This is a genomic window from Sporosarcina aquimarina (assembly GCF_033253705.1).
In the GTDB taxonomy this organism is placed as follows: domain Bacteria; phylum Bacillota; class Bacilli; order Bacillales_A; family Planococcaceae; genus Sporosarcina; species Sporosarcina aquimarina.
In genome coordinates, this window is record NZ_JAUBDH010000003.1 from 115,497 (window position 1) to 133,060 (window position 17,564).

The window sequence follows — 17,564 nt, forward strand, 5'->3', positions numbered from 1 at the left end:
AAAAAGCCGTCCTGATAGACGGCTTTTCTATTGGAATTATGCTTGAGTTGTTTTATCTGCTTTAGGAATGTAAATGATTATTGGTGATCTAGAATCTCTTTTAATACTGTTGCTTGGTTATGTTTTTCATCCTTAGCTGCAAATACAAGCGTTAGTTTTTTATTGTGTTGTTTTGTCCATTTTTTCAATTGCTCCAACGCTTCCTTCTGTTCATCGTTACTTTTAAGTTCCTCTTTATACTTTTCTTTAAATTCATCATACTTTTCGGCGTCATGGTCAAACCATTGTCGAAGCTCTTTACTTGGTCCCACTTCTTTTGGCCATTCATCCACTCTCGCATCTTCTTTGCTTACGCCCCTAGGCCATACCCGATCCACTAGAACACGCAAGCCATCATCTTTCTTCGCTTCCTCATACACTCGTTTAATATTTACAGGCATTGCTACTCCCTCCAAATTCGTTGTACCTAATCAATACCCTACTTGGGGTTGAATGTAACAATTTAACAACCAAGAAGCAGCCATATGATGTCTGTCCTGCATTCGAGTTAAGATGGAATTACGTTGCAGTTATTACAAAACTGTTCAGAGAAAGAACGTCATCTTGTGGTTCATTCATTAACTCATAATAACTAAACAAAAATGGTTTCAAATGCGGTGCAGCTTCTACAAATTCCTCTTGGATAGTATTTGCATAATCAATTTCCCATTTCGCGTCCGGCAAAAATGTTGCATCCACTGTCATTTGTTTTTCAATATGGAAGCCCGCTTGCTCAAGAAGCTGCTGGATATGTGTTTTGTTAAATAACGTCTGTACATTCCCCTCATTTTCTACAAACTTCGAGTACAGTGCGAGTATTGATACTGCACAGAAATGTGATCTTTGCGGCATTTCCGTAAAGTGAAGATCCCATTCTGCAAAGCAAATCCGTTTTGTTACAAGGCGCAGTCTTTTGAGAAAACCTAGTAACTCATTGGGATTCTTAAAATACCATGAGGAGTGCGAGAACACAGCAACGTCAAATGGTGTTGAAACTTCAAAATCATTGAAATCCGTTTCTAAGTGAAATGAAATTCTTTTTCCTATAGAAGACTGCAAGATATGATTGGTTGCCTCACCCAGCGTGAATGGCGCACCATAATCCCGGCTGGCATTGTCGATTGCGACTACATTTCCCCCCTCCCCAATCAGGTGTGCGATTGCCATCGTCGTATCCCCTTGGCCGCATCCTATTTCTAAGATTCTACCGCCTTTAGGCAGCTGAAACGCTTCTGCTAGGCTAATTCGATGCTGCAATTGAATTTGTTGAATTTCATCGTTTTCGTATAGTTTGTGCTCGTTTAGGAAACTTGTCGTCTGGTCGTTTAATTGAACCGCTGTCATGGATCTACCTCCAGTATCAAATCTGTTACTGCATTCTATCTATTCACTTCTGAAATAACCTCATTTCAGTTTAGTACAAATAGTATAAAGTATATGAATAGTACCATGTAAGTAAAAGTTCTATTTTCTCTGATATTTTTGTACAACAAGTTTATAGAGTGATAGACTCTAAAAATAGAAAGGCAGGGGTTGAACACATGGAAGAGCTAGTCATTTACCCTAAAAGAGGTAGAATGTTAAAATTGGGACTACTTAGTCTATTGTTTTCAATGTTTGGATTACTATTCATCTTCCTCTTAATTGCCGGGGAGGCTTCGATAGGTACCGGACTAATTGGACTTGTCGCGCTTGTGTTTTTCGGCTTGTGTTCTGTTTACCTTATGAAAAGAGCGATTGTTCATCAACCCGCACTAATTATTTCATCTGAAGGCATTACAGATAACTCCAGTTATATTGGTGCCGGACTTGTTGAATGGAAAGATCTGAAAAAAGTCGACATGATTGAAACGTCCGGACAGCTTTATTTAGCGCTTTATACATATGATCCTAATCTAATCGTAAATCGTTCACATGCTGCGAAGAAAGCCGCCAATAGAGCAAACCGATTCTTAGTTGATTCACAGATCAATATTCCAGTCAATAACTTGGCGTATCCCCTAGACCAACTGCTGGGTAAAGTCATCGAAATAGGCGAACAAGAATTGACAAATTCCAGGGAAAAATAAAGGAGTTGAAGTGTTTGGAGGAGTTAGTCGTCTACCCGAAAAGAGGAAGAATGCTTGGATTAGGAATCTTATGTTTAGTGCTATCTGGATTCGGGTTGTTATTAACCTTGCTTTTAATAATAGGACAAGCACCCTTCTATATAGGTTTAATCGGCATCTTTCTTTTTATTGCATGCGGTTTGAGTGCGGTTTTTTACATTAAAAGAGTTTTAATTCATCAACCTGTACTGATTGTATCTGATGAAGGCATTACCGACAATTCAAGTTATATTGCCGCCGGTTTAGTAGCATGGCACGAGATTGCAAACGTTGAGATAATTGAACAGTCTGGACAGCCTTTTTTAGCAATTTATACTTTTGATCCAGATTTAATTATTAATCGATCGGACACTACGATAAAGGCGGCAAATAAGGTCAACAAATACCTGCTTCCCTCCCAAGTGAACATACCTGTTAACAATTTATCTATTCCAATCAGAGACCTTCTTGAGAAGATTACGGTGTTTTGGGAAAGAAGTGCCGAAAAGATGTCATAAAAGAAAGGAATGTGACACATAACGTGTCTCGCATTCCTTTCTTTATGTTTTCGCAATTTTGTGTACTCTCTATTAGTCCTGCCAGTTTTGAATCTTTTTGGAAAGAGTAGAATCCGTGTTGAATTGACCAAGTTGTATATCCCCGATTTTACCTTCTTTAGTGGAGAATATGACCTTTCCTTCTAACTCATGCAAAGAAGGTTCTTCATCAGGTGAAGAATACTCAACGGTAGCCTTTACGTGATATTGATTACTTGCCGTGTCAATTTCGCTCTGCTTCACGTCCGAATCTATCAGTTTGATCTTACCTTTTGAATCCGGTTCAAATTGATAGTGATAGTGATACATCATATTCGTACTTTGCGCCCTTCTAAAGCCTTCTTCCGTGTAATAGGATAAAAACTTCTCTTTCAAATAACTATCCAGTTTCATTTCATACTCTTTCTGCTTTACACTATCAAATTCATTGCCGCCTATAGCTTCCTCTAACAATTGTATAAATTGTTTATCGGGACCATTCAACTCTTCTTGAAGCACTGCCTCGATCATTTGAATTTCTTTTTCCGGATTCGATATAGTTGCTGTTTCTGTTTTCGTCTCAGCAACTGCTTCAACTTTTTCAGTAGCGGCTCCCTGTTGACTGCATCCTGCACCCAACATACAAACTATAGTCACTGAAGCCAGTAATCCCAAACTCCTCTTATCGAATCTGTTTTTCATCGGGCTCCCTCTTTTCCATTTATGTCTAATACTCATTTATAAAATCATTCCTGTAGTTATATGTACGTATTATTGTAGGATAAGTTTCAATTTTCCGTGTTTTTCATCCAAAAAAAGTCATGTACTGAATTCAGCACATGACTTTTCGTTTACAATCCAATTACCCATGTCACAAAGATGATGACAATGGCTGCTGGAACTATATATCGTACTAACGTTTTCCATAGTTTGTGGAGGGTTGGATTCATATCCAATTCATCTGAAGTGTCTTTTTGGCTAAGTACATACCCAGCAAAAACTGAGACAGCGAGTGCACCAAGCGGCATTGCAATTCGGCTTGTGAGAAGGTCAGCAAAGTCGAATATCGAGCCCCCGAAGATGCTGATTTTACTTAGCACTCCAAAAGATAACGCACTTGGAATGCCTACTAAGAAGATCAAACCGCCGAATATCCATGCTGCCCGTTTACGTCGATCATGTTTTTTCCTGATTCCCGTTGATACAACAATCTCAAGCATAGCAATCGCTGAGGTCAGTGTGGCAAATAGCATCAAAATAAAGAATACAATTAAGAAAAAGCCGCCAGCTGGAATTTCATTAAAAATTGCTGGTAGAACTACAAATATCAGTCCCGGACCTTCAGCAGGCGATTGTCCAAGTGCAAATACTGCTGGAAATATGACAATACCCGCAAGTAAAGAAATGACGATGTTTAATATCGATACATTAAGCGCCGATTGACCAAGCCGCTCCTCTTTTTGCAAATACGAAGCATACGTCATCATTGCGGTGACCCCGACACTGAGTGAGAAAAATGCTTGACCAAGTGCAATAAGAATCGTTTTACCTGTCAAATAACTCCAATCCGGAACAAATAGGAACCGAATACCTTCCATGGCGCCATCTAATGTGAGTGATCGAACAGCCAGCAGGATGAAAAATATAAATAATAGCGGCATCATCCATCGACTTGCACGCTCAATCCCACCTCTGATACCGCTTTGCACAATCCAAATTGTAATGGCTAGAAACGCAGCTTGGGCGATAAGCACTTCCAATGGATCCGCAATAATATCGTTAAATAGCGCGCCATAGTCAGCTCCTGATAATCCTCCGGTTAACGACCGAATGAGGTAGGATAAAATCCAACCTCCAACGACACTGTAAAAGGATAAAATGATAAATGATGCAAGCAGCCCCATCCATCCAACCCAGTTCCACTTCCGGCTTTTCGATAACTTTTCCAGGGAACTTACCGCATCGGATTGCCCCCGCCTGCCAATTACAAATTCCGCAAGTAAGATGGGCAGTCCGATGAGCAGTGTACTTAAAATGAATAACAAAACAAATACACTTCCGCCATTCATTCCCGCCATATAAGGAAATTTCCAAATGGCACCCAGTCCAATAGCACTTCCGGCTGCTGCAAGTATAAATCCTATTTTAGAAGTCCATTGTTCCCGTTCTTTCATCATCCAACCCCGTTTCAAGCAAACTATAAAGTTTACAAATCATTTAGTAGTTTTAGTTCGCCTGTCACGGCATCTATACATTCCTCAGCATCTAACAACCCACAAAGCTTATAAGTTCCAGTTGGTTGATGATATACATATCTCGGTTCAAGAGTTATGTACGAAATCATTTTTTCAAAAGCTTCTTCCTGAGAAACCGTTTCGACACGTGGTTGAGTAAATCCTTCGAAAAGTTGTACCATTTCAATTGAGTCCATGAAATTCATAACTTCATATGTATCCTTATTGAGTACGAAGAACGTCTTCCTACGAAGCGGTCCTGCGATTTCTCCCAATTTGCGGCAAACAACCTCTATAGTTCCCGGCTGCTGCATAATGCGATAGACTTCCCAATCGCCTGATTCTTCCGGTAGCAGTGAAGACAATAATTCAGTTACAGATTGAATGCAGCGTTTAGCCGTGTCATCTGTCAGTTTGTTGTCAGGATGATTCAAAATAGCAAACGCTTCTTCAGAACTTACTTCCCTGTTAAATGGAAGAACACTTAACTTGTCCAACTGCAAGTTGGACGCGGTTTTCCAATGTAAAACCTGGCTTGGAAAATATGCAGACTGTTCCTCAGGATAAAAAGGTAATACCGTTCCGTCTTGCGCAACGAACACTTCATCCATCGCATAGTAATCAGAGAAACGTGCTTCATCCTCAATAGGAAGTCGAATCGCAGTAAGCTGCTGTCGGACGAGCGGTTCAATCGCTTCAAGTGTCATGGAAAAAGGACCTTCTTCAAACGTATTTGTTCCGAGAATCGGCAAAATGCATTCAAGCAGTCTTCCGCTTTCATCCCATTGCAGCTCTAAAAAGCCATCCGTTTGAACCGGAATCTGTTGATGCATGACATCTCCATCAATTCCATTATGTATACGGTTGGTTATTACAATGGTGTTCTCGGTGCATAGTCCAGTCTGTTGTTGCATCCATTTCAAGAATTCTTCTTCACTTGCGGCGATAGGCTCAGCAAAAGATTGCTCACCTTGAGTAGAAACGTTCTGCAATTGCCGAAAACGGAGTGAATACCTCGTAGAAACTGATCCTTCAGGAAGGATATCATCCTCCTCGGGAGCATTGGCTCCAGGCGGAAGCCAGTCTGCAGTCAGCGAGATATCAAATCCGCCAAATGCAGACAGTTCTTTTGAAAGTGAATGTGTGTGAAGTACAAATTGCTTGAGACCAAGCGAAGTTTTTACTTCTTCCAACATCGTTTCAATTCGTTTGTCCAAAATGACCGCCTCCCAGGTATTACTCGAAAAAGACTTTATCGGTGTTATATTTAGCTCGCATTGTGTTAATGATATATGTTTCGTAAATTTCACGTTCCATTGCATCTTCCACAAGAAGGACAGCAATTTTATTCACTTCGTCACGATGTGGCTTCAAAGGAGATACGTTGTCTTCCAAATGCTTTTTGACACGTGGACGGAGTTTTCTTGCTTTCCCGACAAATAGCAATTCATCTTTCTTGTTGTAGAATAAAATGATACCGCCTTTATCGCGAGGTATTTCGTGCAGATCCACAAATCCGTTTATAGGTGTAATGGGTGCTACGTTTGCTGAAACCTTTTGAAGCCGTTGTTCAATCTTTACGTCAATTTCTGGAATGGTAATTGAAATCATAAATGTCACGTCCTATCTAGTTTTGTTATAAATCCTACCACAGTTTACCTCAGAATGCGATTTGTCATTATATTGCGACGAAAAAGCCGTCCCGAAAAGAAGGACGGCTTAGGTAAATCAGTTACTTTTCAAATACTTCATGAAGGATTTTATCGGGCGTAGAGTTGTTCAGATTTTTGTGGATCACACTTTTTGGCTTTTGGTTCATGGCCGATGCAAAGGATTGAGACGACTCTGCCTCACCGATAACATGGATTTCATCCCAATTTCGTTCTTTCTTCATTTTATCAATATCGCCTGCCATCGATTTGTAGAAACGCTCTAAGTTTTCTTTTAGTCGCTGATCTAAATCGTCAACATGACTGCCGCCTGTTCCACGATTGCCTGAAGGGTTCATCCCTTTTTGTTCACGCCATACGTCTAAACCGGAGTCAAAGTAATACACGAGATCATCTGCCACATATCCCATCGCAGTATCCAGGATTCGGACGTTCCCTACACTTGGCATGATCACGCCTGAGTTTGGATACGCTTTTAACATATATTGCAATTCTTCAATGACCGGATGATTCTCCCAGTGAAAACTGGTTTTCACAGCAATTTGGACATAATGGACGGACAACAGTTCAGGTTCACCTGATCAAAAAATAACGACTCCTTTTTTCAAGTCGTTTTGGTTCTTCTCAATTTCTGCAGTAACTTTTTCTTTTGCTTTTTTGAAAGCAGCTAGTTCTTTTTTGTCATCTGAAGCATTTAAATATTCCTCTAGGCGCTTAAATCCTGTTTTCAAATGGATTTTCCACGCGCCCTGCTGCTGATCGGGATCAGCGGGATTGGTATTTAAGTACACACTTAATACACACCGTTCTTCACAATGGAAATCTTTCAGAGTTTGAAGTTCTTCACTTACTGACATTATCGCTTCGACCTCCTCATGATCTACTTCACTTAATGGGATACCCTTCCCCGAAGAAGTTAAACGATATAATTTTGCGAATAATATGGATAATGAAAAACCAATTAACTGTTAAATATGTCTTGTTACGGACCCTCAACATTGGCTGGAAAGGTTGTTTTAGAACTCAAGTGGGTGCTATACTTTTAACAACTTAAATTGAGGTCAGGTGTTGTTTGAATGATGTATGATGTTTTTCTTTTTGACTTAGACGATACACTATTAGAGTTCAACACCAGCGAGCAGAATGCATTTCGAAATGCATTTACTGAAGCTGGCTTAACTGAGGGACTCGATACGTATCGCGCCGAATATAGAGCAATCAGCAAAGTACTATGGAGACAATTAGAAGAAGGCACGACGACTATGGAAGAATTGAACGTCAGCCGTTTCCGTCAATTATTTGAGGCATTCAATATTGGCCTGGATCCTGTAAGTTTTTCTGATACGTATCTTACTCTGCTCGGCAAAGAAGCCCATCTTATCGATGGCGTAATTGAGATGCTGGATCGCTTAGGCGATGTAAAACTTGCGATTGTGACGAATGGTTTCATTAAAGCGCAAATTGCCCGGGTAGCGTGCTCAGCATTAAATAATCGGTTTGAAACAATCGTTTCCTCGGATGAAGCAGGTTATCAAAAACCGCGCCCTGAAATCTTTGAAGAGGCGTTGAGCCGTCTAGGAGTTACAGACAAATCCCGTGTTCTGATGACTGGTGACTCCCTCACTTCGGATATACGGGGTGGATGTAATTATGGAATCGATACGTGTTGGTATAACCCGAATGGTTTAGAAAATACTACAGATAACACACCGACTTATGAAATTAGTAATTGGGAAGAATTTATGGTTAGAGAAAAAACAATCCATTAAAATTCAAAAAGCTGCAGGATGTCAGAACTTCGACATCCTGCAGCTTTCTCTTGTTGTGTGCCGAAATTGGTTCAGCAGTATGAATTAGTCTATTCCCGCACTGCCGCACAAAAAACTCACCCCCTTTGGAGTGAGTTTTTGTACTTAAACATTTGTTTTCATTTTTGCGTACTCGATAATTCCGTTATAATATCGGTTCAACGAAGACGGAGAAACTTCGAATTCGTCTGCGATTGCTTTGACTGTGAGCTCAAGTGTTTCAAATAAGTTGTATTCTTGACCGTAGCGGATTGCGCCTGCTGCAATGGCGACATCTTTACGAGCGTTTGGCTGCTCTTCCACTAAATAGTCTTCGATCAGTTCTAATAATTGGTTGCTTTCTCGATCATTCGCTTCTAGGAATGTTGCAACTCGGGCTAGCACGCCTTGCTCAAAATCAGTAAATTCCTCGCCTTCATACCCGTTTGCAGCGAGTTTTTCCCATAAGTCCACAGCATGATTTTTCATGTATTCCTCAGAATCTTTATCTACATTTGCAAACTCTGTGACGAATTCATCGAATACAGCGCTTTGGTCCACTGGGAAAAAGATGAGCGTGGAAACTGCAAGAAGCGTATCTGGATCTTCGGCTCCATCTGGCAAAGTAAAGCACCAGAGATGCACGTCTACTGGAACCGGTTTTTCAGACTCTCTTCGTAAACGTACTGTCCGATTATTTAAACGATCATATACCGTTAAATAAGAAGATTCTGCTTCAACCACTTGCCCAAGAAGCGTTTGCGGGGTTGACCATTTCTCTAACACGCTAATAACCGATGGCCTTACCGTTTTCTTCAGTTGTTTACGAACAAAGTCTTCCCATATATCTGTTCGCTCATGAAAGAAGAATTCGTCAAGCGCTATCGCTTCGATCATTTCCTCTGAATAACTTGATGACAGGGGGAGTTTCCACTGTGTCGCAAACTGTCTGTAATCTCCAAAGTCTTTTTGCTTTGGATATTCATCGTAAAACGATTGTAAGATGCGTTCTAACTCTTCCGCTTGAACGATTTCAACTGTCGGTTGTTCCTTGCCTGCACAACATTTCTTGTACTTCTTACCGCTGCCGCATGGGCACGGATCATTTCTGCCTATCATCCATTGCACCTACTTCTTTGTAAACTGTTGTTCAGTTTATCACTATTTTCAGCTGCATGGAAGTTGATTTATATCGTGACATTCCTTTTATTTGCATTGACCACTCTATTTCGACCTGTTTCTTTGGCTTCGTACAGACATTCATCCGCGATTTCAATTAGCCGTAAGAGATGCTGGGAGTGTCTGGGCATTTCAGCTATTCCTGCAGAAAAAGTGATGGATTCGCCTACAGGGCTTTCTTTTTCAGCAACAGTTATACGTAATTTGTTGACGATATCAGTAGCTAATTCGACACTTGTGATGGGCAGGAGAATAACAAATTCCTCTCCTCCGAAACGATAGCAAGTGCCCAAGTCACCGATTTCCTTTTTTATTTGTTGCGCCAAGAATTTTAGTACTTCATCACCCATAGAATGTCCGAATGTATCATTGACCCGCTTGAACCGATCGATGTCAAGAATGACAAGCGAAAACGACACGTTTTGCTCCACCAGAATGTGCGCTCTCTCATTCAACGCCCTGCGATTCAACAATCTCGTTAATGGATCAGTTGTAGATTCTGTTATAAAATAGTCGACTTCGTTTTGAAATCGTATAAAGCTGTCTGATAATGCACGATCTAGTTCAATCGCTTCGTGATACCAAGCACCACTTTCCATTGGAGCATGAATATTTCTGTCTGTAGCATAGTCCGCTAGACGTTCTAAAGGTTTAGCTATACGAGAAGTGAAAATTATAATCAGGATAGCTGATAGAAGAATAAACGGAAGAGATTTTACGATCATCTCAAAAACTACATGCTTTGAAGTGGCCAATGCTATTTCAGTTGGGCGTTGTGTCACAACGCCCCAATTCGTTAAAGGGATGGAGGCATAACCAGCGAGCATATCGACATTCTTCGTATTAAAAAGCTGCATACTTCCGCTCTCGCCTTTTTTAAGCGCATCAATCACTGGATTTCCCTCAACAACTTCACCTACACGACTGCGGTCAATGTGATACATAATCATTCCTTTGCTGTCGATAACGTAAACATAAGACCCATCTTCATAAAAATGCTGTCCTAATAAGTTGTTCAATACGTTCTCTTCTTCAAGATAAATACTTCCGCCAATTAAACCGATAACGTTTCCGGAACGATCATGAATAGGCGTGGAGATGAAGACTATCAATTTACCCGTTTGCGATTGATACGGTGTACTGATCTCAGGAACAGCTGAAATTAGCGGAAGCTGCCCATTTGCGTCCGTTATGGGATTTCCGACTAATTCCTGAATAGCACTTGAAGCGCCAAGAATCCTACCCCTCCGATTAGTGATTACAACGGAACTTAACGATTCCGATTGTCCAACTAACCGCTCTGCTTCTTTGTTCAAGTGCTCAACGTTATCTTCTAAAACATCGCCGGATAAATTGGAAGCAGAGTAGGATAAGATCCTTTCTGTTCTGAGCAAATAATCTTCTGTAATTTTAGCTAACTTTTGAGCATACGCAAGATTGGTTTCAAGCGTGATTTCTTTTAGTGTTTCCTGATCCGCTTTATATCCAGCATAGAGACTGCTGGCGAGTGTTAGGCTGATAGATAGAAAAGCAATGGTTACTAGCAAATGCTTAATAGATATCCTCATACAAAACACCGCCTCTCTATGAAAATAGTTACTTTTTCTCAAGACTATTATACCATTAATGCAATAATTTCAAAGTAGTATTAGTAAATTCAAACTTTTTGCGTAAAGAAGCTATTTATATTTACAGGTGCTTGCTGCCATTGCCTCAGAAATTGCTTAGCAGCAGTTTCACCGTTCGTAACTAACTTTAGCTTCTGTTCATCACTTAAATCGAACTGGACTGCGGAAATTCCATCTGTCGGTATAAAGAGAACGTCTTTTTCAAGTCGTTTCGATACGTGTTTTTCATCATGTGCATCTTTCATAGTCGTAAAGAGCGCTTCATAAAGACCCAGTCCATTTCGAATAACTGCTTTTTTCTTTTCTTCTGGATTATGGCTCAGTTTCATCCCTATAATAGGCCGGTTCTTTCCGGTCTCAGGTTCGTTAAATACCCACAACGGAAAGTTACTAAGAACACCGCCGTCAACCGCCACTGCATCCCCCGCCACGGAATGCATAATGACGGGCTCAAAAAAGAAAGGTATACTTGTGCTCATCCTTAACGCTCTTGCAATAGGAAAAAAATCAGGCCGAAGCCCATATTCTTCAAGGTCATCAGGTAGTACAACAAGTTTTCCATTGGTTAAATCAGACACAATAATCCTAAGCGATCCTTCTGGTATGTCCATGAAGGTGTAAATTCCTTTTTCAGCAAGAATATCACTGAACCAATTTTCAAGTTTTGTTCCCTGATACAGACCCATTCTCCAATAGAGCTGCAGCCATTTCATGAATGGCAGCGGTAAAAACGTTTTTCTTGCATCCAGAAGTTCAGGGAAATTTTGTTTCTGCATAATCTCTTCCATTTCCTTTGAGGTGTAGCCTGCAGCAATCATGGCAGCGACAATCGCTCCAGCACTTGTTCCAACAGTTCGCTTAAATATATAGCCGTTCTCTTCAAAGACTTTACACGCACCGACTAACGCCAGACCTTTAAGTCCGCCACCCGAAAAAACTCCATCTATCTCCAACGGTTCTCCACCTCTCTTTATCCTTTACTAGTTACTGTAAGATGAGAGGAATGGATTTAGAACAAAGCAAACGGATTGCAAAAGATTTCATTGACTTATAAAATTCACCGTGATATAATTAACAAGTTATAACACGTTAGCTGATTCTTGAATACTGGCATTCTGCTGAATGTTTACCCATTATACGTATTCAAACTGGCGCGACTATAGGGTCGCAAGGACGCAAAAGTAGGTAGGGTTTGCGTTGCTTATGTTAGGAAACACTTGCTGAACAACGACCGCGGCAATGATCGTTGTCAAAGAGAACACATTTTCTTGATAATCTTGATAATCATAAAGAACGAACTATTTCATGATATTCAATAATCGGCTATACAAAAAAACAAAGGGATGCCCCAACCGGGCATCCCTTTTCCAATTGAATTTATCATTCCTTATCACCTATCAAAACAGCTAATATCATCATACCGACAAATAGCATCCCAAATAATGTAATTGTAACGTGATGGTTTTCCGTTATATCGTAAAGTGATCCAATTACAAGGGGCAGAGTTCCACCAATGATATACCCTCCGGTTTGCATCATCGCCGTCCATGTATTCGTTTCTACTGCATTTACAGTTTCGTCTAAAGGCAATACAAGTGCAATTGGGAACATTCCCCCTAACGGTACACCCATTAATAATGCCCCGACCCACAATAAAGCTGTATTTCCTGTCCAAAATAGACCTATGGCTACTAATCCAACTGTCAAGATGAATAGCAACCACATTTTACGACCTGGATATCGTTCCATCATTAAAGGAATCGTAATATTTAGGAGGATCTGAACGATAGTCATCATACTAACGAGTGTACCGGCTTGAACGATAGTGAACCCTTTTGAAACGGCAATCGGCGCGAGCCAAATGACAATAGAGAAAAATGCAGCTGACTGCAGACCGAAGAATAATAAGAATAACCATGCTTTTCTGGTTTTCCAAGGAGAACGTACAGCGATAGCAGCATTCTGCTCTGTTATACTTTTATGATGCTGAACGATAAGCTGATCACTGGAAGAAGTGAGCCACAAAGCAACACCTAAAAACGCAAGAACTGCCCAAATACTGAGTGCAAATGGATAAGATCCAGTCTGTTGGTACATGAATGCAGATAATCCAGTACTAAGTGTCGCGCCCGTTCCAAGTCCAAATGAGTAGATGCCAATGACTGCACCCGCACGATGCGGGAAATTTTGTTTGATCATTGCGGACAATAATGGTCCGGCTACTGCAATTGCGATACCGATTGCAATGGAGGAAACGATGAGCATGGAATAGGTAGGTACAAATTCTCGTACGGCTGTCATAATACCGATAATAGAAATCATTGCAATCATCGTTGCGTTTAACCCGATATACCGATTCAATACAGGTGCAAGTGAAGCAAACACACCCATACAAATGATTGGAAGTGCTGTTAACAGGCTAACTTGTGCATTTGACAATTCTAAGTCGATTCGGATTGTATCGAGTAATGGACCAATTGACGTTACCGCAGGGCGCATATTCAAAGAGACTGCAAAGATAGCAACTATTAATAGATAAGTCTTTTTACTGCTGAGAGAATTAGTAGTCATAAATTATCCTTTCTAGTAAACAAGTAAGCAATCATCGAACTTGCGTTTGCATTCTAGCCAACGTATAATTTTCTGTGAAAGGATGACGTGCATGAAAATCAACCATTGGTCTTATACACGGAAGTATCAAATTAAATGTGTATTTGACTTGTTTCCTGACACCGTTGTAGTTTTCCGGAAAATTAATGGCTATTATTTTATTAACTCAATGAAAGGTCTCGATCCCCTTTCTTTACCTACTAGAAAAAGCTATGTACAAATGGAATACCTGATCAATAAAGAATTAGATACACTGCCAGCGTATAAAAATAGAAGAGCACTGCAGGATAAACGAAGCTCATAAACATTTTTAACTATGCTTCTTATTTGTATTGTAAGCCTGAAAATTGAAATATGCTACTGTAAATTCCCCCACCCCGCCGGCAATCCGTGCTATAATGGGCAAAGTGTGAATTTTAGGAGGTCAATTATGTTAGCAGTAAGTAATGTAAGTCTTCGATTCGGAGATCGCAAACTTTTTGAAGATGTTAATATACAGTTTAACCCTGGAAATTGTTATGGGTTAATCGGTGCAAATGGTGCTGGTAAATCAACATTCATCAAAATTCTTTCCGGTGAAATCGAACCGCAAACAGGAAATGTCATCTTGAACAATGACGATAGATTAGCTGTATTGAAACAGGATCACTTCGAATTTGAAGATGTGGAAGTATTAGAGACTGTAATTATGGGACACAAACGTCTCTACGATATTATGTCTGAAAAAAATGCAATCTATATGAAAGAAGATTTTTCAGATGAAGACGGCATGCGCGCAGCTGAGCTTGAAGGTGAATTTGGGGAGCTGAACGGTTGGGAAGCTGAATCTGAAGCAGCTATTCTTTTGCAAGGTCTAGGAATTTCTGAGAAATTGCATACTATGAAAATGGCTGAACTCACAGGTTCTGACAAAGTTAAAGTCCTTCTTGCACAAGCGTTATTCGGAAAACCAGATGTTTTGCTGCTGGATGAGCCTACTAACCACTTGGATCTTAAAGCGATTCAATGGCTGGAAGAGTTCTTGATTAACTTTGAAAACACTGTCATTGTCGTATCCCACGACCGACATTTTTTGAACAAAGTATGTACACACATTGCAGATTTGGATTTCAGTAAGATTCAAATTTACGCAGGTAACTATGACTTTTGGTATGAGTCCAGCCAATTAGCACTTAAACTTTCTCAAGAACAAAACAAGAAAAAAGAAGAGAAAGTAAAGGAGTTGCAGGCCTTTATTGCACGATTCAGTGCGAATGCTTCTAAATCGAAACAAGCGACTTCACGTAAGAAAACGTTGGATAAGATCGACTTGGACGATATTAAGCCTTCTTCACGACGCTATCCTTATGTCAATTTCCAAATGGCACGCGAAATTGGAAATGACGTATTAATGGTACGTGATCTTTCTAAATCACAAGAAGGTGTGCAGCTTCTTAAAGATGCATCATTTACTCTTAACAAAGAGGATAAAGTTATCCTAATCGGTAACCCTTTAGCGAAAACAGCGTTACTTGAATTGCTGGCTGAAGAGGAAGAACCCGATGCTGGTTCTATTAAATGGGGCGTTACAACGTCACGCGCTTACTTCCCTATTGATAACAACGAATTTTTCCAAGGAAACGAAAAATCACTTGTTGAGTGGTTACGTCCTTACTCACCTGAAGATGAAACTGAAACATTTTTACGCGGGTTCTTAGGAAGAATGCTATTCTCTGGTGAAGAAGTTAATAAAAAGCCTTCTGTCCTTTCCGGCGGAGAAAAAGTTCGTTGCATGCTTTCTAAAATGATGTTGACTCATTCCAACGTATTGTTAATGGATGAGCCTACTAACCACTTGGATCTTGAATCGATTCAAGCACTAAATAACGGCTTGATTTCATATAAGGGCGTTATTCTCTTTACTTCTCATGACCATCAGTTTATCCAAACAATTGCAAATCGCGTTATTGAAATTAACGAAGACGGAACAATTTTCGATAAAATGATGAACTATGACGAGTATTTAGAGTGGAAAGAAACTCAGCCTGCTGCAAAATGATAAACAATCCTAAAACAAGCAATTGCGAAATCCGCAATTGCTTGTTTTTCATTTAAATTATTTTCGACTTCCCTGATTTCCTGTACATATATTCTTTAAAAACGGTAATACTATTAGAAAAGGAGTGGTGGACAATGAAGCGTTTTAACTTTGTCTTTTTGTTACTCATTAGTCTCCTCGTCATCTCAGCCTGTTCTAAACTGAACGGTGAAGACGTCACTGCACCTGACAACTCCGGCAATAGTGGAGAACAGAGTCCTTTAGATGATAAGAAGCCAGATGCGGGCGGTAAAATCGAAGATAAGGACAAAGACGATGACGGTGTAGAGGAGTTGGATGACCCTACAGGCGAAATTAAGGATCCAGCGATGCTTGACTATTTACTTCCAGACAGTTCAAAAGCTCATTACGAAGGACAAGGAAATGAATTTGCAGAACTCGACGTTCAAGTCTATCATCCATACGAAAACTATGTCATGATCTATGAGAACAATGGCGGTGTCCTGCTGCGAAAACTTTACAAAGTGGAAAAGGACAAAATTTTAAAATTGGATGAAAGTCCTGTAGATACTGAAGACAATGCGCCGCCTGTCGCGGAACTCGAAAAAATGGAAGTAAAAGGAGTCTACTTGCAAAAGCCATTTGAAAAAGGTGCTTCTTTTGAAAAATGGACAATCGTAGACACCGATGCAACGGTCGAAACTCCCTATAAAAAATTCGAACATGCCATCGTGATTGAAGAAAAGGATGAGGCTTTCACGAATCGGAAGTACTTTGTAGAAGGCTACGGCGAAGTAAAACGGGAATCCGTTATGACACAAGAAGGTAAAGAAGATTTCATCGTCACGTCATCAATGGAGTCCGTGACCAAACCGTAACCATGAAAAAGAGGACCCTCGCTAGCGAGGGTCCTCTTTTGTTAGTTATCAGAGTTTAATAACGTTTGCTGCTTGTAGACCGCGGTTACCTTCAACGATTTCGAACTCAACCTGCTGGCCTTCGTCCAAAGATTTGAAGCCTTCACCTTGGATAGCTGAGAAGTGTACGAATACGTCGTCTTCTCCGTCAACCTCGATGAAACCAAAACCTTTTTCTGCGTTGAACCACTTAACTGTACCTTGTTTCATAAGTAAAAACCTCCAAATAATAATTGCTAATACATGAACCTGCTAGAAAAAAGAAAATTCACGTATTACAAAAAGTACCGACGTCGCCGATCACTTTTTGCAATAGGTGAATACGTTTTTCGTCGCGAGCCTTGTTATTAACGTTACTAATACTATAACATACCTGTTTAAAATGTCAATAAAACCTAATGAAATATTCTAATTATTATTCATTTAAGAAAATAATTGGTTCTAAATCCTTAAGAAGGAAAACTCCGTGGTATAGTTGCATATCCTCATCGCATCCATCACAATATGTCCTCTCACCTGGATTCCAAAATGCGATGAAAGATCCTTTTTTAGACTTTTCTTTAGCAAAACAGTTTCTCATTTCATTTATGATTGAATTCGCATACATGACAGCCTCTTCCAACTCGTCATAGTTCTTTCTTATTCTGACCATCTCTTCCCAATCTTCAAACATCCACCATGGCTCATAATCCGCTTTCATATAGATCACTTCGTACATGTTGAAACCTCTCTTCCTATTCAGTTGAACATTATACAAAGCGAAGTCATTTTTTCCAAGCAAACTGTCCTGCATATCGTGTCAAATGTTCGTCTGAACGATTGGAATGCGGTATACTATG

General features: G+C 40.1%; 19 protein-coding genes. 5 read left to right on the plus strand and 14 right to left on the minus strand.

Features of this window, described 5'->3' with window-relative positions:
* Positions 1 to 77: 77 nt before the first annotated feature.
* Positions 78 to 440, minus strand: coding sequence for a DUF488 domain-containing protein (locus tag QT716_RS05760; protein WP_317935093.1), 363 nt, complete (start codon positions 438 to 440; stop codon positions 78 to 80).
* A 118-nt stretch (positions 441 to 558) separates the two neighbouring features.
* Positions 559 to 1,383 carry a class I SAM-dependent methyltransferase gene (locus QT716_RS05765; RefSeq protein ID WP_317935094.1) on the minus strand — a complete coding sequence of 275 codons (825 nt, stop codon included), beginning with the start codon at positions 1,381 to 1,383 and terminating at the stop codon, positions 559 to 561.
* 197 nt (positions 1,384 to 1,580) lie between these two features.
* Here QT716_RS05765 and QT716_RS05770 point away from each other — a divergent pair, with 197 nt between their 5' ends.
* Both QT716_RS05770 and QT716_RS05775 read left to right on the plus strand, forming a co-directional pair.
* On the plus strand, positions 1,581 to 2,108 hold the full coding sequence (locus tag QT716_RS05770) for an STM3941 family protein (RefSeq protein ID WP_317935095.1): 528 nt from the start codon (positions 1,581 to 1,583) through the stop codon (positions 2,106 to 2,108).
* Positions 2,109 to 2,122: 14 nt separating this feature from the next.
* Positions 2,123 to 2,644, plus strand: coding sequence for an STM3941 family protein (locus QT716_RS05775; RefSeq protein WP_317935096.1), 522 nt, complete (start codon positions 2,123 to 2,125; stop codon positions 2,642 to 2,644).
* A 72-nt stretch (positions 2,645 to 2,716) separates the two neighbouring features.
* Here QT716_RS05775 and QT716_RS05780 read toward each other — a convergent pair whose 3' ends face one another.
* The 6 genes from QT716_RS05780 to QT716_RS05805 all read right to left on the minus strand — a co-directional run bounded on the left by QT716_RS05780 (position 2,717) and on the right by QT716_RS05805 (position 7,423).
* Positions 2,717 to 3,364, minus strand: coding sequence for a hypothetical protein (locus QT716_RS05780; protein WP_317935097.1), 648 nt, complete (start codon positions 3,362 to 3,364; stop codon positions 2,717 to 2,719).
* Positions 3,365 to 3,513: 149 nt separating this feature from the next.
* Entirely contained in the window at positions 3,514 to 4,836 is a 1,323-nt protein-coding gene (locus QT716_RS05785; protein WP_317935368.1) for a sodium-dependent transporter, read from the minus strand.
* Positions 4,837 to 4,868: 32 nt separating this feature from the next.
* Positions 4,869 to 6,113 carry a hypothetical protein gene (locus QT716_RS05790; protein ID WP_317935098.1) on the minus strand — a complete coding sequence of 415 codons (1,245 nt, stop codon included), beginning with the start codon at positions 6,111 to 6,113 and terminating at the stop codon, positions 4,869 to 4,871.
* 19 nt (positions 6,114 to 6,132) lie between these two features.
* Positions 6,133 to 6,507: a nucleotide excision repair endonuclease gene (locus tag QT716_RS05795; RefSeq protein ID WP_317935099.1), complete on the minus strand. Its 375-nt coding sequence runs from the start codon at positions 6,505 to 6,507 to the stop codon at positions 6,133 to 6,135.
* A 121-nt stretch (positions 6,508 to 6,628) separates the two neighbouring features.
* Positions 6,629 to 7,102, minus strand: a complete 474-nt coding sequence (locus tag QT716_RS05800) for a VLRF1 family aeRF1-type release factor (RefSeq protein ID WP_317935100.1) — start codon at positions 7,100 to 7,102, stop codon at positions 6,629 to 6,631.
* Between the two features lie 45 nt (positions 7,103 to 7,147).
* On the minus strand, positions 7,148 to 7,423 hold the full coding sequence (locus QT716_RS05805) for a hypothetical protein (protein ID WP_317935101.1): 276 nt from the start codon (positions 7,421 to 7,423) through the stop codon (positions 7,148 to 7,150).
* A 219-nt stretch (positions 7,424 to 7,642) separates the two neighbouring features.
* Here QT716_RS05805 and QT716_RS05810 point away from each other — a divergent pair, with 219 nt between their 5' ends.
* A complete protein-coding gene (locus QT716_RS05810) occupies positions 7,643 to 8,335 on the plus strand; it encodes a YjjG family noncanonical pyrimidine nucleotidase (protein WP_317935102.1) in 693 nt (230 codons plus the stop codon).
* Between the two features lie 144 nt (positions 8,336 to 8,479).
* On the opposite strand, the gene QT716_RS05815 is transcribed toward QT716_RS05810, so the two are convergent.
* From QT716_RS05815 to QT716_RS05830, 4 genes are all read right to left on the minus strand, one after another.
* The gene (locus QT716_RS05815; protein WP_317935103.1) at positions 8,480 to 9,472 is read right to left on the minus strand and encodes a YecA family protein; all 993 of its coding nucleotides are present in this window, start codon (positions 9,470 to 9,472) and stop codon (positions 8,480 to 8,482) included.
* A gap of 68 nt (positions 9,473 to 9,540) precedes the next feature.
* A complete protein-coding gene (locus tag QT716_RS05820; RefSeq protein ID WP_317935104.1) occupies positions 9,541 to 11,100 on the minus strand; it encodes a sensor domain-containing diguanylate cyclase in 1,560 nt (519 codons plus the stop codon).
* 89 nt (positions 11,101 to 11,189) lie between these two features.
* A complete protein-coding gene (locus tag QT716_RS05825) occupies positions 11,190 to 12,113 on the minus strand; it encodes a patatin-like phospholipase family protein (RefSeq protein ID WP_317935105.1) in 924 nt (307 codons plus the stop codon).
* 427 nt (positions 12,114 to 12,540) lie between these two features.
* Positions 12,541 to 13,731, minus strand: a complete 1,191-nt coding sequence (locus tag QT716_RS05830; RefSeq protein ID WP_317935106.1) for an MFS transporter — start codon at positions 13,729 to 13,731, stop codon at positions 12,541 to 12,543.
* Between the two features lie 469 nt (positions 13,732 to 14,200).
* On the opposite strand from QT716_RS05830, the gene QT716_RS05835 reads away from it, so the two are divergent.
* On the plus strand, positions 14,201 to 15,808 hold the full coding sequence (locus QT716_RS05835; RefSeq protein ID WP_317935107.1) for an ABC-F family ATP-binding cassette domain-containing protein: 1,608 nt from the start codon (positions 14,201 to 14,203) through the stop codon (positions 15,806 to 15,808).
* Between the two features lie 134 nt (positions 15,809 to 15,942).
* Entirely contained in the window at positions 15,943 to 16,686 is a 744-nt protein-coding gene (locus QT716_RS05840; RefSeq protein WP_317935108.1) for a hypothetical protein, read from the plus strand.
* A 48-nt stretch (positions 16,687 to 16,734) separates the two neighbouring features.
* Here the strand turns inward: QT716_RS05840 and QT716_RS05845 are convergent, their stop codons facing one another.
* Both QT716_RS05845 and QT716_RS05850 read right to left on the minus strand, forming a co-directional pair.
* The gene (locus QT716_RS05845) at positions 16,735 to 16,935 is read right to left on the minus strand and encodes a cold-shock protein (RefSeq protein WP_040286426.1); all 201 of its coding nucleotides are present in this window, start codon (positions 16,933 to 16,935) and stop codon (positions 16,735 to 16,737) included.
* A gap of 205 nt (positions 16,936 to 17,140) precedes the next feature.
* Complete coding sequence (locus QT716_RS05850; protein WP_317935109.1) at positions 17,141 to 17,443, minus strand: DUF1033 family protein; 303 nt, start codon at positions 17,441 to 17,443, stop codon at positions 17,141 to 17,143.
* Between the last annotated feature and the right edge of the window lie 121 nt (positions 17,444 to 17,564).

Excerpts from the sequence above, each read along its gene's own strand:
- QT716_RS05815 (WP_317935103.1), bottom strand. The coding sequence starts at position 9,472 with ATGATAGGCAGAAATGATCCGTGCCCATGCGGCAGCGGTAAGAAGTAC.
- QT716_RS05765 (WP_317935094.1), bottom strand. The coding sequence starts at position 1,383 with ATGACAGCGGTTCAATTAAACGACCAGACGACAAGTTTCCTAAACGAG.
- QT716_RS05850 (WP_317935109.1), bottom strand. The coding sequence starts at position 17,443 with ATGTACGAAGTGATCTATATGAAAGCGGATTATGAGCCATGGTGGATG.
- QT716_RS05810 (WP_317935102.1), top strand. The coding sequence starts at position 7,643 with ATGATGTATGATGTTTTTCTTTTTGACTTAGACGATACACTATTAGAG.
- QT716_RS05785 (WP_317935368.1), bottom strand. The coding sequence starts at position 4,836 with ATGAAAGAACGGGAACAATGGACTTCTAAAATAGGATTTATACTTGCA.
- QT716_RS05835 (WP_317935107.1), top strand. The coding sequence starts at position 14,201 with ATGTTAGCAGTAAGTAATGTAAGTCTTCGATTCGGAGATCGCAAACTT.
- QT716_RS05830 (WP_317935106.1), bottom strand. The coding sequence starts at position 13,731 with ATGACTACTAATTCTCTCAGCAGTAAAAAGACTTATCTATTAATAGTT.
- QT716_RS05845 (WP_040286426.1), bottom strand. The coding sequence starts at position 16,935 with ATGAAACAAGGTACAGTTAAGTGGTTCAACGCAGAAAAAGGTTTTGGT.
- QT716_RS05760 (WP_317935093.1), bottom strand. The coding sequence starts at position 440 with ATGCCTGTAAATATTAAACGAGTGTATGAGGAAGCGAAGAAAGATGAT.
- QT716_RS05820 (WP_317935104.1), bottom strand. The coding sequence starts at position 11,100 with ATGAGGATATCTATTAAGCATTTGCTAGTAACCATTGCTTTTCTATCT.
- QT716_RS05805 (WP_317935101.1), bottom strand. The coding sequence starts at position 7,423 with ATGTCAGTAAGTGAAGAACTTCAAACTCTGAAAGATTTCCATTGTGAA.
- QT716_RS05780 (WP_317935097.1), bottom strand. The coding sequence starts at position 3,364 with ATGAAAAACAGATTCGATAAGAGGAGTTTGGGATTACTGGCTTCAGTG.
- QT716_RS05770 (WP_317935095.1), top strand. The coding sequence starts at position 1,581 with ATGGAAGAGCTAGTCATTTACCCTAAAAGAGGTAGAATGTTAAAATTG.
- QT716_RS05795 (WP_317935099.1), bottom strand. The coding sequence starts at position 6,507 with ATGATTTCAATTACCATTCCAGAAATTGACGTAAAGATTGAACAACGG.
- QT716_RS05840 (WP_317935108.1), top strand. The coding sequence starts at position 15,943 with ATGAAGCGTTTTAACTTTGTCTTTTTGTTACTCATTAGTCTCCTCGTC.